We start from the raw sequence: 18,067 nt of genomic DNA, 5'->3' as shown, positions 1-18,067 counted from the left end.
CAGCGCGTCAACGGAGCTCGCGAACCATACTCGATAAGGTACTCAGTACATCTTTACCCAACTGTATGGAGCGCTTGCCGGACCAGCCGGTCAATGCGTCGGGCGCATCATTGTTGTCCTTAAAGGGCATTTCAAGCGTCAGTGATAGACAGTCAAACTGCTCACCGACGCTGTTGCAGGCCAAGGTCATGTTCGCGTGGCCTGCCTCGTCACGCGGGTAGCCATACTCGGTTTGGAAGTCGCGGGTCAGTTGGCTGAGGTGGCTGCGAAAACGCTCCTCTAAGGTTGCCAGACGTTGGGTATAGCCGGGGTTACCTTCACAGCCTGCGGTAAATACGTAGGGGATTTCTTCATCGCCGTGAATGTCTAGAAAGAGGTCGACACCGTACTTGAGCATCTGCTCCTTAGCGAAAAACACTTCAGGGCTGGCAAGAGGGTCGGTGTTTTGCCAAGCGCGGTTCAGGTCTTGGCCATTGGCGTTAGTCCGCAAATGCCCATGGAAGGCGCCATCGGGATTCATATTGGGGATCAGGTATAGATCGGCGTGATCCAGCAACTTACGCAGTTGTGGGTCGCTGCCTTGCTCCAAACGTTTAAGAACACCCTGCATAAACCATTCGGCCATATGTTCGCCTGGGTGCTGTTGAGCAATGATCCAGATCTTGTGTTTGCGGCTGGCACCAGTGCCTTTGCGCAATAAAGGTATGTCGCGACCTTCGACGCTTTTACCGACGGCCACTACCTCGCAACCAGACCATTGCAGTGCGTTTTTGATCAGCTCATCGTGACGAGCGCGGCTATAGGGCTCGAAGTAGGCGAACCAGACCTGAGGTTGTTCAGCCTCAAGGCTAAAGTTTAAAGCGGTGCCATCGAATTCTGAAGGGACGCGAAACCACTTCTCGTGATCGTAGGATGCAACCGCGTGATAGCCATACCAAGCCTTGTTGTAGGAAGACTGGCTGGCGTTGCTCAGCTCAAAGCGGTGGGTCTGACCCACGCACAAGCCCTGGACATTGAAGTGAAACCATTGAAAGTGTGGGCTTTTGGCGTCAGGTTTTATCGCTAGACGCACGTGCAGCGGGTTGCTGGCATCCAATACCTGAATGTTACCGCTGTCAAAGTCACTGCTGATATGAAGTGCGGAAGGCGCCACGATCATCGCCAAATCCTAGAATCAGATAATTGTGGGCGTTACTTTACATCGCAAGCGCAATGAGCCAATACGCAATTTTGAAGAGGGGAGAATGAAGGATAACGAGGGGGGCGTCATCCTTGACGCGGCGCGAGGATAACGTTTTTGAGAGTGATTCTCAAGTTCAAAATCGCGATAAAGCCCAGGGTATAGGGTATTAGACTTCCGTTGGTCGATGTTCTTTTGCTATCATCGCCAGCATCGTAGCGGTCACTGAAAAAAACCGATCGCACACAAGACTTCATTAGCCTGAAGCACGCTGAGCCAGATAACTGGCCGCAAAAAAAAGACCCGGCAATAAGCCGGGTCAAATAACCGTGATTAGCCTGATGAGGAGATTATTCGAAAGACCGACCTAAGGTCCTTTGAATGATCGGCTGATCTCGCGACCAGCTGCCTGCAATAGTAATCATTATCATTTGCAAGTCAAATGATTTTCTGCACTTTCTCTAAGTTTTTTTCTCCATCTCCCTTCGAAGGCTCTAGCTCGATACTGACAGCAAGATCCTTGTGAGCTATGAATGGCTGCTCGCTTCACTGAGTAGGCAATTTCTGCATATCCAGCGCGCGGTCTAGCAGTTGCTTGGCGGACTCGACAATAAAAGCGACGGCCAGAAATTGATCGCGGTGAGCACCCCCATGGGTTTCTGCGGTGCCATACATCATGCTGATGCCGCACCTCAAATAATCACTGGCTGTGACCAACGCTTCTTCTTGGCTCACGTCGTCACCTACAACAAACACTTTCTTCTCGACAGGCGGCTGCGAAACAGCTGGTTTCAAATAATAGTCAAGGGCGCGCTGGGTAGCGGCGTTGTCTTTTAGCGCTTCAATCTCACTATCGAGCTCAATCGCTGAGGTGATTTTTGTTATGGAGGGCATGATTTACCTGCGTTTCTAAGATTAATAGGATCGTCCAAATCCAGATTAGTACAATAGGTATTTTTTATATGGATTTAAATAATACGGAATGTGTATTGTTGGCTCATTTTCAATCCGTATTGTTCCGCAGATGGATAAATGGATCGCTTTAGTCAGAACAAAATTGCGCGAGCAAAAACTCACGCAAGAGAAACTAGCCGAGCGCGTTGGGGCTTCCCAAGGGGGCGTTGGGCATTGGCTCAATAAACGCCGTCAGCCCGATTTGCCCACGATGAACAAAGTGCTACAGGCATTAGGTCTGGAACACTTGGAAGTCGCTTTGGTGATTCGTGATCGCAATCACGCCGCTAATGAGTCGGGTGTCGATGAGATCACTTACGACATAACGTCTGCCTTCCGTTATCCAGTTAGCGACTGGTCGGTCGCGGACCAAATCAACGAGAAGGTACTGCTAGGCTATGAGCCGGCCGCGATGTTTGAGGTCAGTGACTATTACGCTAAAGGGGCGGCATTTTGGTTACAGGTAATGGGCGATGCGATGACGGCTCCAATGGGCGTCAGCGTTCCGCAAGGCATGATGATTCTGGTAGATCCTGACATTGAGCCCGAACCAGGCAAAATGGTGATTGCTCGCACGCCTGACTCCACAGAGGCGACCTTCAGGCAGTTGAGTGAAGAGAGCGGTCAGCTTTATCTCAAGCCACTCAACCCGACTTACCCTAAAGTTTTGTTTGACAAGCAGTGCTCAATTATCGGCGTGGTTGTGCAAGCCATTACCAAGTTCTGAGCACGGCGCCAGAAAAAAAGCGGATACCGTTGTCGGTATCCGTTTTTTTATTCCATCTCGATCAGTGCCGTTCCCTCGCTGACCATTTCACCTTCTCCACAGAACAAGGCTTTTACTACTCCAGCATGGGGCGCTCGCAGGCTGTGTTCCATTTTCATCGCCTCCAACACCACTAACTGTGCCCCCGCGTCGACTGCTTGACCTACGTCTACCAGCACTCGCACCACGCTGCCATTCATTGGGGCAGTCAAACCGCCTTGTTGCCCGTGGTTGGCACTCGCAGCGGCTATCGGGTCGTAGAGGCTGACGCTGTGTACGTCCCCCTCCCAGCGTAAATAGAGGGTGTCGGCGCGACGTATCGCGAGGTGTTGACGGCGTACACCGTTGTGTTCGGTCATCAACTGTTCGTTGTGCAATGTCGTATTGGTTTCACCGAGGCTGACCTTGTGGCATTGATCATTGGCACTCAAGACGAGCAAAGTCTTGGCGGGCAGGCCATTGCGAAAGCCCAAGCGTGATGCCCACGGTGAAGTCGGGTCATCGTTGCGCTGCTGAGGTGTCAGGCTTTGCTGGAATGCTTGAGCGGCAGCTTCCCAAAAGGCCGGTGGTAATGGCTGGGTAGGCGGCAGTAATTGCGTCTGATAGCGAGGGATAAATCCTGTATCCAGTTCGGCGGCCGCGAAGGCTGGATGCCCAATGATGCGCCGCAGGAAGCTCAGGTTGGTTTTCAAGCCACCAATAGCACATTCATCGAGCATCGCCAGCAACCGCAGGCGGGCTTGTTCGCGATCTTCCCCCCAAGCAATCAACTTGCCGAGCATCGGGTCGTAAAAGGGTGAAATTTCATCGCCCTCACTCACGCCGCTATCAACCCGGCACCCTGGCCCGGCCGCAGGCTCGCGATAGACCTCAAGCCGTCCGGTTTGGGGCAAAAAGTCGTTGCTGGGGTCTTCGGCGTACAAGCGCACTTCAATTGCGTGCCCGTGCAAAGGCACTTGCGCCTGAGTGATGGGTAGGGCTTCGCCGCGGGCTACACGGATTTGCCAATCCACTAGGTCCAAGCCAGTGATGGCTTCGGTCACAGGGTGTTCAACTTGCAGACGGGTGTTCATCTCCATAAAGAAGAACTCGCCACGCGCATCCAGCAAAAATTCCACGGTGCCTGCACCGACATAGCCAATGGCTTGGGCAGCGCGTACGGCTGCCTCACCCATTGCGCGGCGCTGCTCTGTGCTCAGACCGGGCGCTGGGGCCTCTTCAACCACTTTTTGGTGACGGCGCTGGATCGAGCAGTCGCGCTCGTTGAGGTACAGGCAGTTGCCGTGTTGATCGGCAAAAATCTGGATTTCTACGTGACGAGGTTTGAGGACGTATTTCTCGACCAGCATTCGCTCGTCGCCGAACGAAGACAGCGCTTCACGCTGAGCCGAGGCCAAGGCGTCAGCCAGCTGGCTAACATCGTCGACTACTTTCATGCCTTTGCCACCGCCACCTGCTGTGGCTTTGAGCAATACCGGGTAGCCGATACGTTCAGCGCTAAGGAGAAAAGTCTCAACATCTTGCGCTTCGCCGTGATAGCCCGGCACCAAGGGGACTCCGGCAGTTTCCATCAAGGCTTTGGCCGCGGACTTACTGCCCATGGCATCAATGGCTGTGGCGGGAGGCCCGAGAAAAATCAGCCCTGCCGCTTCAACTGCACGCGCAAAACCGGCGTTCTCAGATAAAAAGCCATAACCCGGGTGAATTGCCTGTGCACCGCTGGCCTGAGCCGCGGCAATAATCTTGTCGATTTTAAGGTAGCTGTCGGCGGCCTTGCTGCCCCCCAGATCCACACAGATATCGGCCTCGCGACAATGCCGAGCATCGCGATCAGTGTTGCTGTGTACCGCAACGGTGGTGAGGCCAAGCGCCTTGGCGGTGCGCATCACCCGGCAGGCTATTTCGCCGCGATTGGCCACCAATACAGAGGTAATAAGAGGGGCGCTCATGAACGCGGCTCCAGAATGGAAGGGCTGGTTTGCCAACGCGGATTACGTTTTTGCAGAAATGCACGTAAGCCTTCTTGGCCTTCGGGGCTGACTCGAATCCGTGCAATGGCATTTTCGCAGTAGCGGCGAATTGCCGGGGTTGGCGCCCCATGGCTGACTTCACGGAGCAAGTCTTTGCAGGCGCGCATGGCTTGCGGGCTGTTGAGTAAAAGGTTGTCGACCCAATGAGCGATGTGTTGTTCAAGCTCTGCCACGGGGTAACACTCTGAAAGCAGCCCCAGCTCGCGCGCGCGTTGACCGCTGAAGCGCTCTGCGGTCAGGGCGAAACGTCGTGCAGCGCGCTCGCCAATCGCTTGCACCACAAACGGGCTAATCACTGCGGGGGCCAGACCAATACGAACTTCGGACAAACAGAACTGCGCATTATCGGTACCAATCGCCATGTCACAGGCACTGATTAGGCCCAGCGCACCGCCATACGCTGCACCTTGCACCACCGCCAAGGTTGGGATCTTCAGCCTAGCCAAGGAGTACATCAGTTCGGCCAAATGCCGTGCGTCGTCCAAGTTGGTGTTGTAATCGAGCTCGGCTGATTGCTGCATCCAGGCTAGATCGGCGCCCGCGCTAAAGTGTTTGCCGCGCCCGCGTAAGAGGAGGAAACGCAAGCTGTCATCGCTCTGAACCTTACCAAGCGCAACGATCAACTCTTGGATCATCTCGGCGTTAAAGGCGTTGTTCTTGTGCTCACGGCTCAACCACAAGGTCGCGAAACCTCGGGGATCGGTCTGCAGTTCAAGGGTATTAAAGTCGTTCATGTCCGTAGTCCTTTCAGTGGCCTTACATGCGGAACACGCCAAAACGCGTGGCTTCGATGGGGGCGTTCAATGCTGCCGACAAGCCCAGCGCCAAGACCTCACGGGTTTGGGCTGGATCAATAACGCCGTCATCCCACAAACGGGCGCTGGAATAGTAAGGGTGGCCCTGATGCTCGTATTGATCGAGGATCGGTTGTTTGATCTCGGCTTCGTCTTCGCGACTGAATGGCAAGCCGTTGCGCTCAGCCTGCTCGCGCTTAACTTGCACCAGAACTCCGGCGGCTTGCTCCGCGCCCATCACCCCGATCCGGGCGTTAGGCCACATCCAGAGAAAACGCGGGTCGTAAGCGCGCCCACACATCCCGTAATTACCTGCGCCGAAACTGCCGCCGATGATCACGGTGAACTTGGGCACTTTGGCGCAAGCCACCGCAGTGACTAGCTTGGCGCCGTGCTTAGCGATGCCGCCTGCCTCATATTTTTGTCCGACCATAAAGCCTGTGATGTTTTGCAAAAACACCAGGGCAATGCCGCGCTGGCAGGCCAGTTCAATAAAGTGCGCGCCTTTTTGTGCGGCTTCTGCAAACAAAATCCCGTTGTTGGCCAGAATCGCCACTGGGTAGCCGTGCAAATGCGCAAAGCCACAGACCAGCGTGGTGCCGAATAATGCTTTGAACTCATCGAGTACCGAACCGTCCACCAGCCGGGCGATGACTTCGCGAACATCAAAAGGCTGTTTGGCATCCGCCGGCACGATGCCGTACAGATCGTTAGCGGGGTAGAGCGGCGCCAAGGGTGTGCGGTATTGCACTTGACCCAATTTGCGCCAATTGAGGTTGGCCACGCTGCGTCGGGCAAGCGCCAAAGCATGCTCGTCACTGTCGGCGTAATGGTCGGCGACGCCAGAAACCTTGCAGTGCACATCAGCACCGCCCAGATCTTCTGCACTGACCACTTCGCCGGTTGCTGCTTTAACCAAAGGTGGCCCGGCTAAGAAAATCGTGGCTTGTTGGCGCACCATAATCGCTTCGTCGGCCATGGCGGGCACATAGGCACCGCCGGCGGTGCACGACCCCATGACCACCGCAATTTGCGGGATCCCAGCCGCGCTCATGTTGGCTTGATTGAAGAAAATCCGCCCAAAGTGCTCGCGGTCTGGGAATACTTCATCCTGGCGCGGCAGGTTGGCGCCGCCCGAGTCCACTAAATAAATACAGGGCAAGCGATTTTGTTCAGCAATGGTCTGTGCCCGCAGGTGCTTTTTTACCGTAAGTGGGTAATAAGAGCCGCCTTTGACCGTGGCATCGTTGGCCACAATCATGCATTCCACCCCTTCAACCCGACCAATACCCGCGATAATTCCGGCTGCCGGAACGTCTTCACCGTACACGCCGTAGGCGGCAAGCTGGCTCAGTTCCAGGAAGGGTGAGCCGCTGTCGAGCAGGCGTTCAATGCGCTCGCGGGGCAGTAACTTACCGCGTGAGGTGTGACGTTCTTGTGCCTTGGCGCCGCCGCCTTGCTGCACGTGCTCAAGCAACGCGTGCAAAGCGTCGACGTGTTTGAGCATGGCGTCGCGGTTAGTTGCGAACTCCGCTGAGCGCGGGTTGACCGTCGTCTTCAAAATCATGGGTTTATTCCAAAAAGTGTTGCAGACAAGCTGCAAGCGCTAAGCCTCAAACGCCAAGTGTAGAGCGCAAGGGCTAGAGGCCCTTGCGCTTACTGGCAGCTTGAAACTTGAAGCAGTCGCCCAGCGACCGACACCTGACGAAATTCATTTCGTCTCATTAAAGAGTTCGCGACCAATCAGCATGCGACGGATCTCGCTGGTGCCCGCACCGATTTCATACAGTTTGGCGTCACGCAGCAGACGCCCGGCGGGGAACTCATTGATGTAGCCGTTACCGCCCAGAATCTGAATGGCGTCGAGAGCCATTTGGGTGGCGCGTTCAGCGCTATACAAGATCACCCCAGCGGCGTCTTTACGTGTGGTTTCGCCGCGCTCGCAGGCTGCGGCAACCGCATACAGATAGGCGCGGCTAGCGTTGAGCTGGGTGTACATATCCGCAACCTTGCCTTGGATTAGCTGGAATTCGCCAATGCTCTGGCCAAACTGTTTGCGGTCATGGATATACGGCACCACCAGATCCATGCATGCCTGCATGATCCCGGTCGGGCCGCCCGAGAGAACGACGCGTTCGTAGTCGAGGCCGCTCATTAATACTTTTACCCCTGCGTTGAGGGGGCCTAGTAAGTTTTCTTGCGGAACTTCAACGTCGTCAAAAAACAACTCGCAGGTGTTAGAGCCGCGCATGCCTAGCTTGTCGAAATGGGTGCTGCGGCTGAAGCCTTTCCAGTCGCGCTCGACAATAAACGCGCTGATACCGTGTGGGCCTTTTTCTAGGTCGGTCTTGGCGTAAATCACATACGTGTTGGCGTCAGGGCCGTTGGTGATCCAGGTTTTGCTGCCATTGAGCACGAAATGTTCACCGCGCTTGTCGGCACGCAATTTCATTGACACCACGTCTGAACCAGCGTTTGGCTCGCTCATGGCCAAGGCACCAATGTGCTCGCCGCTGATTAGCTTGGGCAGGTATTTAAGTTTTTGTGCATGGCTACCGTTCCGGTTGATCTGGTTCACGCACAGGTTTGAATGTGCGCCGTACGAGAGGGCTACCGAGGCAGAGCCGCGGCTGATCTCTTCCATGGCAACCACGTGGGCCAAGTAGCTGAGGCCAGCACCACCGTACTCTTCAGATACGGTAATCCCGAGCAGCCCCATGTCACCAAATTTGCGCCACATGTCAGCCGGAAACAGGTTGTCTTTGTCGATTTGTGCCGCGCGTGGGGCCAGCTCGGCAGCTACGAAAGACTGCACTTGGTCGCGCAGCATGTTGATGGTTTCGCCTAGCGCGAAGTTTAAAGTCGGGTAGCTCATGGGGCACCTTGGTCGTTGTTCTTGTAGGGGCGTTAACAGCATCGCCATGGATAAGCTTTACGTTAACGTAAGCTTGGCGCTTAAAGCTGTCAACGACCTTTACGTTAACGTCAACTTGGTTCAGAGTAACTGCGACTCTGTACAGCGAGAACGCGCGGGTGAGCGCATTACTCGTACTCCCAAAACAATCACAAAAGGAGTTGTCATGAAGCCGCAATCTGTTCCCAGTTACAGCCAGGGCGCGCAAGATAAGCCGTTGCTGGCGATGACCATCGGTCAGGCGTTTGATCAAACCACTGCCCGTTACCCCAAAGGTGAGGCGCTGGTGGTGCGTCATCAACATCAGCGTTACAACTGGACTCAGTTGGCTCAGGCCGTGGATGTGCATGCCAGAGCGATGCTGGCGCTGGGCATGCAAAAGGGCGATCGTTTGGGCGTATGGGCGCCTAACTGTGCCGAGTGGTTTATCTGCCAATTTGCCAGCGCGAAAATTGGCGTGATCTTGGTCAATATTAATCCGGCATACCGCTTGTCAGAGTTGAAGTACGTGCTCAAACAATCGGCGTGCCAATGGATCGTCAGTGCGAGTGCGTTCAAAACCTCGAACTACCACGCCATGCTTCAGACGTTGCTCCCGGAGTTGGGCGAGCATCCGGTTGGGCAGCTTGAGAGTCAGTGTTTCGAAGATTTGCGCGGCGTGATCAGTCTCGACGCTCAGCCCCCGGCGGGTTTCTTGCCTTGGCCGCAGTTGGCCACATTAGCCCAAGGCGTTAAGGCACAAGACCTGTATGCGCGGCAGGCCAGTTTGCAGCTCGACGAGCCGGTGAACATTCAATACACCTCGGGTACTACCGGATTCCCCAAGGGCGCGACCCTCAGTCACCGCAACATCCTTAATAACGGCTACATGGTAGGCGAGAGTCTGGGGCTGACGTCCGCAGACCGACTGGTGATTCCGGTGCCGTTGTATCACTGCTTTGGCATGGTGATGGGTAACTTGGGTTGTGTGACCCATGGCACCACCATGATTTACCCGAGTGAGGCCTTTGACCCGACCCACACTCTGCAAGCTATCGCTGAGGAGCGGGCCACCGGGTTATACGGGGTGCCGACTATGTTTATTGCCTTACTCGACCATCCGCAGCGTGCCGATTTTGACTTATCGAGCCTACGTACCGGGATCATGGCTGGCGCAACTTGCCCGATAGAAGTGATGCGCCGCGTCATCAGTGAGATGCACATGCGCGAGGTGCAAATCGCGTATGGCATGACCGAAACCAGCCCGGTGTCTATGCAGACCGGGCCTGATGATGATCTGGAGTTGCGTGTTACGACCATTGGGCGTACCCAGCCACACCTTGAAAACAAGGTGATCGACGCCGAAGGTAATGTCGTTGCTCGAGGTGAGATCGGAGAGTTGTGCACCCGTGGTTACAGTGTGATGTTGGGCTATTGGAACAACCCGCAGGCGACCCTTGAAGCCATCGACAATGAAGGTTGGATGCACACGGGTGACTTGGCCGAAATGAATGAACAGGGGTATGTGCGCATTGTCGGGCGTAACAAGGACATGATCATCCGTGGCGGAGAGAACATTTACCCACGTGAGCTGGAAGAGTTCTTTTTCACTCACCCTGCGGTAGCCGATGTGCAGGTGATTGGTATTCCTGATGAGAAATACGGCGAAGAAATTGTGGCGTGGATCAAGTTTCATCCAGGGCATACGGCCAACGAACTTGAGCTGCAAACCTGGTGCAAGTCGCGGATCGCCCACTTCAAAACGCCTCGCCACTTCAAGTTTGTTGAGGTGTTTCCGATGACCGTGACGGGCAAGATCCAAAAATTCAAAATGCGCGAAATCAGTATTCTGGAGATTCGCAACGTGTAGGTCCTGTAGGAACTGCCGAGGTACGATGGCTGCGATCTTATGCTTTTGAAGGTCATAAGATCGCGAACAAGTTCGCTCCTACACAGGGAAATGCAGAAAGCACAAAGGGGAGCCTAAGCTCCCCTTTAACGTGTCGTTGCGTGCTCTTTTTTTATTATTGAAGGGCGGTTTATTGTTGTTTTTGGAACTCACCCTTTGCTGCGTTTTTGGCGATCCCCATTCGGGATCAAGAGCAAACGTATTTTTTTGAGCGCTGATCCACTTTTATCACTGGCTATCAAACCTGTGATCCAACCTGAACGGGTGCTACCTGAGGGTAGTTTTATTGTTCTCTGCCCGGTTGCGAGGTGGCTCTTAAGCTCCCCGGAAAAGTAAACCTTCTCCAAAAAAATCTGTTAGCTGCGTCTCTGCCGTGTTGTTTTTGTTATGTCAGAGTCGTTTCGTATTGTTCTTATTATGTTGCTGCGGTTTTTATTCTTGTTATGCCATAGAGATAGCAGGAGCCGTGCCAACTTTATAAAACCCTTTAAAATCAATGACTTGAAATTTAAGGTATTAAAAAACCGGCCTGGACAAGGGCCGGTTTGTTTCCGTGTTACTCGTTTGGGTGAGGGTGCGGTAACACAAAGCCACACTTTTTAGCCCTCACGAGCCTTCGCCACCCGTGACCCGGTAACACGTCCCAGCACGTTGCAGATGTGCTCGCCGGCCAGTAGCAGTTTGTCCATGTCGACCCCCGTCTCAATGCCCATACCGTTGAGCATGTACAGCACGTCTTCAGTCGCAACGTTACCGCTGGCGCCTTTTGCATACGGGCAGCCGCCCAAGCCCGCAACCGAGCTGTCGAAGACGTTTATACCTTCGAGCAAACTGGCGTATATGTTGACCAGTGCCTGTCCGTAGGTGTCATGAAAGTGCCCGGCGAGTTTTTCGCGTGGGATAAACGCCCCTACGGCCTCAAACATCGTGCGGGTTGCGGTTGGGGTGCCGGTGCCGATGGTGTCACCCAGTGACACTTCGTAACAGCCCATGGCGTATAGCTCTTTGGCCACAGCGGCGACTTGTTGTGCAGACACTTGGCCTTCATACGGGCAACCCAGTACGCAAGAAACATAACCGCGCACGCTGATGCCATGTTGTTTGGCGGCCTCAATGATGGGCACAAACCGCTCCAGGCTTTCACTGATCGAGCAATTAATATTGCGCTGTGAAAACGCTTGCGACGCGGCCGCGAACACGGCAACCTCTTTTACTCCAGCGGCGACGGCGTCCTCAAAACCACGCATATTCGGCGCCAGTGCCCCATAGACAACGCCCGGCTTGTGCTTGATCTGGGCAAAGACTTCAGCCGAACCGGCCATTTGCGGCACCCACTTTGGTGAGACGAAACTTCCCACTTCGATATAACCCAATCCGGCGTCTGTCAGGGCATTAACCAACTGCACCTTATCGGCCACGCTGATGGGCTGGGCTTCATTTTGCAAACCGTCGCGCGGGCCGACTTCAATCAGGCGTACATGGGTGGGGAATGTCATGGGGGATCACCTGTCACTATGGCTAGCCCTGTGGGAGCGCTTTTGGACGATCAAAAAATCGCGATCAAGCGCGCTACAGGGGTTGGATGTTTAGAGGGCTGTCTGATTTTTTATTGTGTGCTCAAGCGCTTGAATACAGCGCTCTTCAGCGGTATCCAGCTCAAGTTGCATTTGCTGAATATCCAAAAGCTGTTGTTCCAGTTGTTCGCGGCGCTCGGTTATTTTAGCCAGCATGCTGTTCAACTGTTTCTGATTGCCGCTGCTTGGATCGTAAAGCTCAATCAGCTCACGGCATTCAGCCAGCGAAAAACCGATGCGTTTACCTCGTAAGATCAGCTTCAAGCTGACTTTATCCCGCGCACAATACACCCGCTCCTGTCCCCGCCGTTCGGGAGCAAGCATGCCTTGCTCTTCATAAAAACGAATGGCGCGGGGGGTGATATCAAGTTCGCGGGCAAGATCGGAAATGCTGTACGTCTGGCTGCTCATGGGCATGCTCTAAAAGGATCATGCCGTAAAACTAAGGGTTAGTTGACGTTTACGTCAAGCAAGCGCTGTGTCTCGGCCTTTTTCTCCAGCGCCACTTGCTGCTGGCACACCTCTATCAATTGCTCGCGCATCCAGCGATTAGCTGGGTCTTGCTCGGTGCTTTCGTGCCAGTACAAATGGGTTTCCACATTCGGTAACTCGCTGATAGGCAGCGCTACAAAATGTAAACCGTGGCGCCGAGCAAAACGCTCTGGCACGGTCATGACCATGTCGGTTTGCTGCAAAACATTCGAGGCCATCAGGTAATGCTGCGAGCGCAGTGTGATTTTGCGTTGCAGACCGATTTTACCCAGCGTCAAATCCACTTGGCCCAGCCCGTTGCGGCGGGTCGAAATGTGTACATGGGTCAGCGCCAAATACTCATCGAGGTTGATGCTGCTCTTGTTAGCCAAGGGATGGCCTTGGCGCATGGCGCACACAAAACGGTCTTCCATCAGCTTGATGTGGCGCACTTGTAGATCAGCATTTAGCGGTGCATCAATCGTGAAATCTAAACGTCCTGCTGCTAGGTCGCTGGTTGTCTCACGGCGGTGGGCCAAAAAGCTTTCAATCACGACCGCCGGTGCCTGTCGACGCAGGCGCTGAAACAGCGGCGGCAAAATAACCGCCTCGCTCAGGTCGGTCATGCTGATACGAAACGTCTTATTCGCTTGTAACGGATTAAACGTGCGGCTTTCTTGCACCGATACGCGCAATAAGGCCAAGGCGCTGCGAACCGGGCTGATGATGTTTTGCGCCATCGGCGTAGGCACCATGCCCTGAGCCGTGCGCACAAATAACGGGTCGTTGAAGGTTTCACGCAAACGGGCCAGCGCGTTGGAGACCGCAGGCTGTGTAATGCCGATAATTTGTCCGGCGCGGGTCAGATTGGCTTCGGTGTAAATGGCGTCGAAGACGATAAACAGATTGAGGTCGACCTTGCTCAGATTCATGGTGCGGGCTCTTGCTATTAGAAATAAGACAGCCTGGTGAGTTTTATTTTGCTTATGAATGGTCATACAGACTGTTAATGCACGGCGTAAATGGCGCGACGCTGAATTAGCATCACGACAACGCCTACTCGCATTCACAGTAAAAGGTAGCCACCTATGGATTTCGCTTACTCACCGAAAGTTCAGGCTCTGCGCGAACGTGTGATCGCGTTCATGGACGCTTATGTCTATCCGGCGGAGGCGATTTTTGAGCAGCAGGTGGCAGAAGGCGATCGCTGGCAGCCGACTGCGATCATGGAAGAACTCAAATTTAAGGCTCAAGCCGAGGGCCTATGGAACCTTTTTTTGCCGGAGTCTGAGCTGGGCGCCGGTTTAACTAACCTGCAATACGCGCCCTTGGCCGAGATTATGGGCCGCTCGATGCTCGGATCTGAGCCGTTCAACTGCTCCGCACCGGACACTGGAAACATGGAGGTGTTGGTGCGCTACGCCACTGGGCAGCAAAAACAACAATGGTTAGAGCCGTTATTGCGTGGCGAGATTCGCTCGGCGTTCGCCATGACCGAGCCGGAGGTCGCCTCATCCGATGCCACTAATATGGCTGCCCGTGCCGTGCGTGACGGTGATGAATGGGTAATCAACGGTCGCAAGTGGTGGACCTCAGGGGCGTGCGATCCACGCTGCAAAATCCTGATCTTTATGGGCATGAGTCATCCTGACAATGCGCGGCATCAGCAGCACTCAATGATCTTAGTGCCCGTCGAGACACCCGGCGTGAACATCGTGCGCCCGTTGCCGGTGTTCGGTTACGACGATGCGCCGCACGGGCACGCCGAAGTGCAGTTCAATAATGTGCGTGTGCCTTATGAAAACGTCTTGCTTGGCGAGGGGCGGGGGTTTGAGATTGCCCAAGGCCGTCTTGGCCCTGGCCGCATCCATCACTGCATGCGCTCAATCGGCATGGCTGAACGCGCATTGGAGCTAATGTGTCAGCGCTCGCTCCAGCGCACGGCGTTTGGAAAACCGTTGGCACGCTTGGGCGGCAATATCGACAAAATCGCCGACTCGCGGATGGAGATCGACATGGCACGGCTGCTTACCTTGAAAGCGGCCTACATGATGGACACCGTGGGTAATAAAGTGGCGAAAAGCGAGATCGCGCAAATTAAGGTGGTTGCCCCTAACGTCGCGTTGAAGGTGATTGATCGAGCGATTCAGATCCATGGCGGAGCAGGGGTTTCACAAGATTTCCCGCTGGCCTACATGTACGCCATGCAACGCACGTTGCGCTTGGCGGATGGCCCGGACGAAGTTCACCGGGCGGCAGTGGGTAAGTTTGAGTTAGCTAAATACGCGCAAGCGGCACCTTAGTCTACCCAGACCTCAACCCGACGATTCTTCATTCGGCCTTCATCTTCGGTGTTGGTCGCCACCGGCATGTTCGCGCCATAGCCGCGAATATCGCGCAGCACCACGCCGAACTTTTCCAGCTCACGGCGCACGGTCATGGCCCTGAGTTTTGACAGCAGTTGTGCGCGTTCAGGGTTGTCTTTGACATCACCAAAGCCCACCAGCGTCACGTGTTTGTTGAGTTTGTCGTGCGACTTTAAGTAGTCAATCACGCGTAACAGATCTTGGCGGGCTTTGTTATCGAGCGTGGCGCTGCCTTCGGCAAAACGAAAATTGACCGACAGACGCTGGGCCTGATGGGTCAGTGCCTGATATTGCGCGGGCATGTGTGCGCCGGGTTGAACGTGGCTGGCCCGGACGCTTTGTGCGACAAAACCATTTTGCGCCACGATGGCCTGCCCTCTAGGGCTTTGCGTGAACGTGACTAGCGCCTTAGCCAGTGCATTTTGGCTGGTGGGCGGCAGATAAAAAAACAGGCGTCGAGACAGCGGATAATCTTCGCTGGCGATCAGGCTGTTGAGTGGCAGCATTGGCTGCGACGGCCCATCAACAATGGCCAAAGCTTTGGCGTTGCGAATGTAAGGCAAGCCGATAAAACCAATAGCATGTGGGTCTTGACTGACTGCATCGGTCAACGCTTCGCTGGATTCAAAACGCTGTGCGGTGGCGCTCAGGGGGTGGTTGGCTGGGCTTAGCACCAGCTCTTTAAATGTGTCCCAAGTACCGGACTGATCATCTCGGGCATACAGATTAATTCTCCCGCCAATACCGCCCAATGCCTCCCACGTGTTGATTTCACCGTTAAAGACCTTGGCCAACTGTTCCGTGTTGAGCTGACTTAACGGGTTTTGCGGGTGCACGATAATTGCCAGCCCATCAATGGCAATGACATGCTCTGCTTCAGGGCTTTTTAGATCGCCGAGCGCTCGGAGCGCGAGCAGTTCGCTGTCTTTGATCGGTCGTGATGAAGCCACCAGATCGGCTTGCCCTGCTTTGAGTGAGCTAAAGCCAGTGCCAGAGCCATGCGCACTGACATCGACACGGATCTGCTGGCCCAAGGTTTTGGTCGCCACGATGCTGTATTCATTGGGCGGTGTTACCGGGACGCTATGAACATCGTGAAAGCCTTGCTCAATCAGCATCTGGGTCACCAGCGCGGGGCTGAGGTTGGCGCCGATGGTGTTAGAGCCCTGAATACGCAAATCCGCAACAGGTCGAGCCAAGGCCAGTTGCGTGATTGCGCATAGCAGGATCAGTGACTTAAAACGCAACATTAGCGGGCACCTTCGTGGGGCCATAGAAATGCCAGCAATTTAAGTCAAAATTGTTTCAGTTCAATTACCTGATCGGCTTCTGAACTGCCGAAGGCTGCGAGCTTTTGTTTTTAGAGATCAAAAGCTCGCAGCCTGCGGCAGCTCCTACGAAAAAAGCCGTTGCGCGCTTTTAGCTGACGAATACCCCTGTAGGAGCTGCCGAAGGCTGCGAGCTTTTGGGGCAGTTCAGCTCAATTCCAGCCAGATCGGCGCATGATCTGACGGCTTCTCCATAGCGCGCAGGTCGTAGTCAACCCCAGCAGCTTTGAGCCGTGGCAGTAGACCCTGAGAGGCGAGGATCACGTCAATGCGCAGGCCACGTTTGGGCTCATCTTCAAAGCCGCGGCTGCGATAGTCAAACCAACTGAAGCGATCTGCCACCTCGGGGTGCAAATAGCGGAAGCTATCGACCAAGCCCCAGTTCTTGAGGCGCTCAAACCATTCGCGCTCTTCAGGTAAAAAGCTGCACTTACCGGTTTTTAGCCAGCGCTTGGCGTTGTCCGGGCCGATGCCAATGTCGCAGTCTTGTGGGGAAATATTGACGTCGCCCATCACCACCAGCGGCTGTTCATTGCTGAACTGGCCTTCTAACAACTGTTGCAAGTCGCTGTAAAAACGTTGCTTGGCCGGGAACTTCGTCGGATGGTCGCGGCTTTCGCCTTGGGGGAAGTAACCGTTCATGATGGTCACCGGCTGGCCATTTTCGTCAGCATAGGTGCCCCAAATGAAACGTCGCTGCGCATCTTCTTCGTCACTGGCAAAGCCTTTGTGCAGCGCCAATGCGGGCTTGCGTGAAAGCAGGGCAACCCCGTAATGACCTTTTTGCCCATGGAAATACACGTGGTAGCCCAAGGCTTCAATATCGGCGAAGGGGAATTGATCGTCGCTGACTTTGGTTTCTTGCAGGCCAATCACATCCGGCTGATGCTTTTCGATCAGCGCTGCCAGCTGATGGGGCCGAGCGCGCAGGCCATTGATATTGAATGAAACGATTTTCATGAGCTGGCAGTCCTGAATAAAATTGCGATGTTAGCGGTCAGCGTGCAGTGGGGCAAATGGGCTGCTAACGTAGGAAGCATCCAGCAAGATGGAACTGTTGCGGCTCTTGCAGGCTCGTACACACGAGAAGTGCCCGCACCCAAGCGACGCCAGGGAGATTGACCTTCATGACCCAAACGCTGAATGCCACCTGCCAGATACAAATGCTCGACAGGGGCTACTCCAAAGAAACCCGTGCCTTGCTGTATGAGGCCTACCTACATGACCCAACCTTTCGTTATGTGTTTGAAGCGCATCGCAAGGGCTATGCGCAACGCGTTCGGGCCACGGTACGGGCGTTAGTCAAACAGCATTTTTTTCAACAGTTACCCGCGCTGGGGTTGCTGGTTGATGATCGCCTGATAGGCGTGGCCCTGATAGCTCCGCCGCAGCGGCGCTTGGGTATTACCGAAAGTTGGGCGTGGCAACTGCGCATGATCATTACCGCTGGCTTGCGGGGTACGCAGCGTTACCTTCAATACCATCAAGCGGTTTTGGCCTGTGTACCGGGCGATGCGGTGCATATGTTGCCGCTGTTAGCGGTCGATCCAAAATTTCAAGACGCGGGCTACCCCGAGCAGTTGCTCGAAGCGGTGCATAACTGGTGCGCTGTGGACGAGCACTCAGAAGGTGTTGTACTCGACAGCAGTAACCCGCGTTACCAAGCGTTTTATAAACGTCATGGTTATGTTGAGATTGGCGAGGTGGCATTGGGCTCCGTTGTTGAACATGTATTTTTCCACGCCAAGCCACAGGTGTTACACGCTGCAACGGCTTAAGGACAACCTTTTGCCGATTAGCGC

15 protein-coding genes are annotated in these 18,067 nt (G+C 54.6%); 4 read left to right on the top strand and 11 right to left on the bottom strand.

Going from position 1 to position 18,067, the window contains the following annotated elements; genetic code table 11:
• Window positions 1-7: 7 nt before the first annotated feature.
• Window positions 8-1,159: a M14 family metallopeptidase gene (locus tag AQS70_RS08910; RefSeq protein ID WP_055102449.1), complete on the bottom strand. Its 1,152-nt coding sequence runs from the start codon at window positions 1,157-1,159 to the stop codon at window positions 8-10.
• A gap of 567 nt (window positions 1,160-1,726) precedes the next feature.
• Window positions 1,727-2,074 (bottom strand): DUF6124 family protein, encoded by a 348-nt coding sequence (locus AQS70_RS08905; protein WP_055102448.1) that lies wholly within the window; start codon window positions 2,072-2,074, stop codon window positions 1,727-1,729.
• 130 nt (window positions 2,075-2,204) lie between these two features.
• Here AQS70_RS08905 and AQS70_RS08900 point away from each other — a divergent pair, with 130 nt between their 5' ends.
• Complete coding sequence (locus AQS70_RS08900; protein ID WP_055102488.1) at window positions 2,205-2,861, top strand: LexA family protein; 657 nt, start codon at window positions 2,205-2,207, stop codon at window positions 2,859-2,861.
• A 47-nt stretch (window positions 2,862-2,908) separates the two neighbouring features.
• Here AQS70_RS08900 and AQS70_RS08895 read toward each other — a convergent pair whose 3' ends face one another.
• The 4 genes from AQS70_RS08895 to AQS70_RS08880 all read right to left on the bottom strand — a co-directional run bounded on the left by AQS70_RS08895 (window position 2,909) and on the right by AQS70_RS08880 (window position 8,599).
• Window positions 2,909-4,849 (bottom strand): acetyl/propionyl/methylcrotonyl-CoA carboxylase subunit alpha, encoded by a 1,941-nt coding sequence (locus tag AQS70_RS08895; RefSeq protein ID WP_055102447.1) that lies wholly within the window; start codon window positions 4,847-4,849, stop codon window positions 2,909-2,911.
• Window positions 4,846-5,664, bottom strand: coding sequence for a gamma-carboxygeranoyl-CoA hydratase (locus AQS70_RS08890; RefSeq protein ID WP_055102446.1), 819 nt, complete (start codon window positions 5,662-5,664; stop codon window positions 4,846-4,848). The genes AQS70_RS08895 and AQS70_RS08890 overlap by 4 nt, the downstream gene beginning before the upstream one ends.
• Before the next feature lie 22 nt (window positions 5,665-5,686).
• On the bottom strand, window positions 5,687-7,291 hold the full coding sequence (locus AQS70_RS08885; protein WP_055102445.1) for a carboxyl transferase domain-containing protein: 1,605 nt from the start codon (window positions 7,289-7,291) through the stop codon (window positions 5,687-5,689).
• A 144-nt stretch (window positions 7,292-7,435) separates the two neighbouring features.
• Window positions 7,436-8,599: an isovaleryl-CoA dehydrogenase gene (locus AQS70_RS08880; protein ID WP_055102444.1), complete on the bottom strand. Its 1,164-nt coding sequence runs from the start codon at window positions 8,597-8,599 to the stop codon at window positions 7,436-7,438.
• Between the two features lie 205 nt (window positions 8,600-8,804).
• On the opposite strand from AQS70_RS08880, the gene AQS70_RS08875 reads away from it, so the two are divergent.
• Window positions 8,805-10,487 carry an AMP-binding protein gene (locus AQS70_RS08875; protein ID WP_055102443.1) on the top strand — a complete coding sequence of 561 codons (1,683 nt, stop codon included), beginning with the start codon at window positions 8,805-8,807 and terminating at the stop codon, window positions 10,485-10,487.
• A gap of 638 nt (window positions 10,488-11,125) precedes the next feature.
• Here the strand turns inward: AQS70_RS08875 and AQS70_RS08870 are convergent.
• The 3 genes from AQS70_RS08870 to AQS70_RS08860 form a co-directional block, all read right to left on the bottom strand.
• A complete protein-coding gene (locus AQS70_RS08870; protein ID WP_055102442.1) occupies window positions 11,126-12,022 on the bottom strand; it encodes a hydroxymethylglutaryl-CoA lyase in 897 nt (298 codons plus the stop codon).
• A gap of 90 nt (window positions 12,023-12,112) precedes the next feature.
• Complete coding sequence (locus AQS70_RS08865) at window positions 12,113-12,511, bottom strand: MerR family transcriptional regulator (protein ID WP_055102441.1); 399 nt, start codon at window positions 12,509-12,511, stop codon at window positions 12,113-12,115.
• A 38-nt stretch (window positions 12,512-12,549) separates the two neighbouring features.
• On the bottom strand, window positions 12,550-13,503 hold the full coding sequence (locus tag AQS70_RS08860; RefSeq protein WP_055102440.1) for a LysR family transcriptional regulator: 954 nt from the start codon (window positions 13,501-13,503) through the stop codon (window positions 12,550-12,552).
• Between the two features lie 156 nt (window positions 13,504-13,659).
• On the opposite strand from AQS70_RS08860, the gene AQS70_RS08855 reads away from it, so the two are divergent.
• Window positions 13,660-14,874, top strand: a complete 1,215-nt coding sequence (locus AQS70_RS08855) for an acyl-CoA dehydrogenase (RefSeq protein ID WP_055102439.1) — start codon at window positions 13,660-13,662, stop codon at window positions 14,872-14,874.
• Here AQS70_RS08855 and AQS70_RS08850 read toward each other — a convergent pair.
• Window positions 14,871-16,187: a substrate-binding domain-containing protein gene (locus AQS70_RS08850; protein ID WP_055102438.1), complete on the bottom strand. Its 1,317-nt coding sequence runs from the start codon at window positions 16,185-16,187 to the stop codon at window positions 14,871-14,873. The genes AQS70_RS08855 and AQS70_RS08850 overlap by 4 nt on opposite strands.
• Window positions 16,188-16,412: 225 nt before the next feature.
• Entirely contained in the window at window positions 16,413-17,225 is an 813-nt protein-coding gene (xthA, locus tag AQS70_RS08845; RefSeq protein WP_055102437.1) for an exodeoxyribonuclease III, read from the bottom strand.
• Between the two features lie 167 nt (window positions 17,226-17,392).
• Here xthA and AQS70_RS08840 point away from each other — a divergent pair, with 167 nt between their 5' ends.
• Complete coding sequence (locus AQS70_RS08840; protein WP_055102436.1) at window positions 17,393-18,043, top strand: GNAT family N-acetyltransferase; 651 nt, start codon at window positions 17,393-17,395, stop codon at window positions 18,041-18,043.
• Window positions 18,044-18,067 lie beyond the last annotated feature (24 nt).

Origin of the sequence: Pseudomonas endophytica (genome assembly GCF_001411475.1) — a bacterium.
Classification (GTDB): Bacteria; Pseudomonadota; Gammaproteobacteria; order Pseudomonadales; family Pseudomonadaceae; genus Aquipseudomonas; species Aquipseudomonas endophytica.
This window is presented reverse-complemented; position numbering and strand designations above follow the sequence as displayed.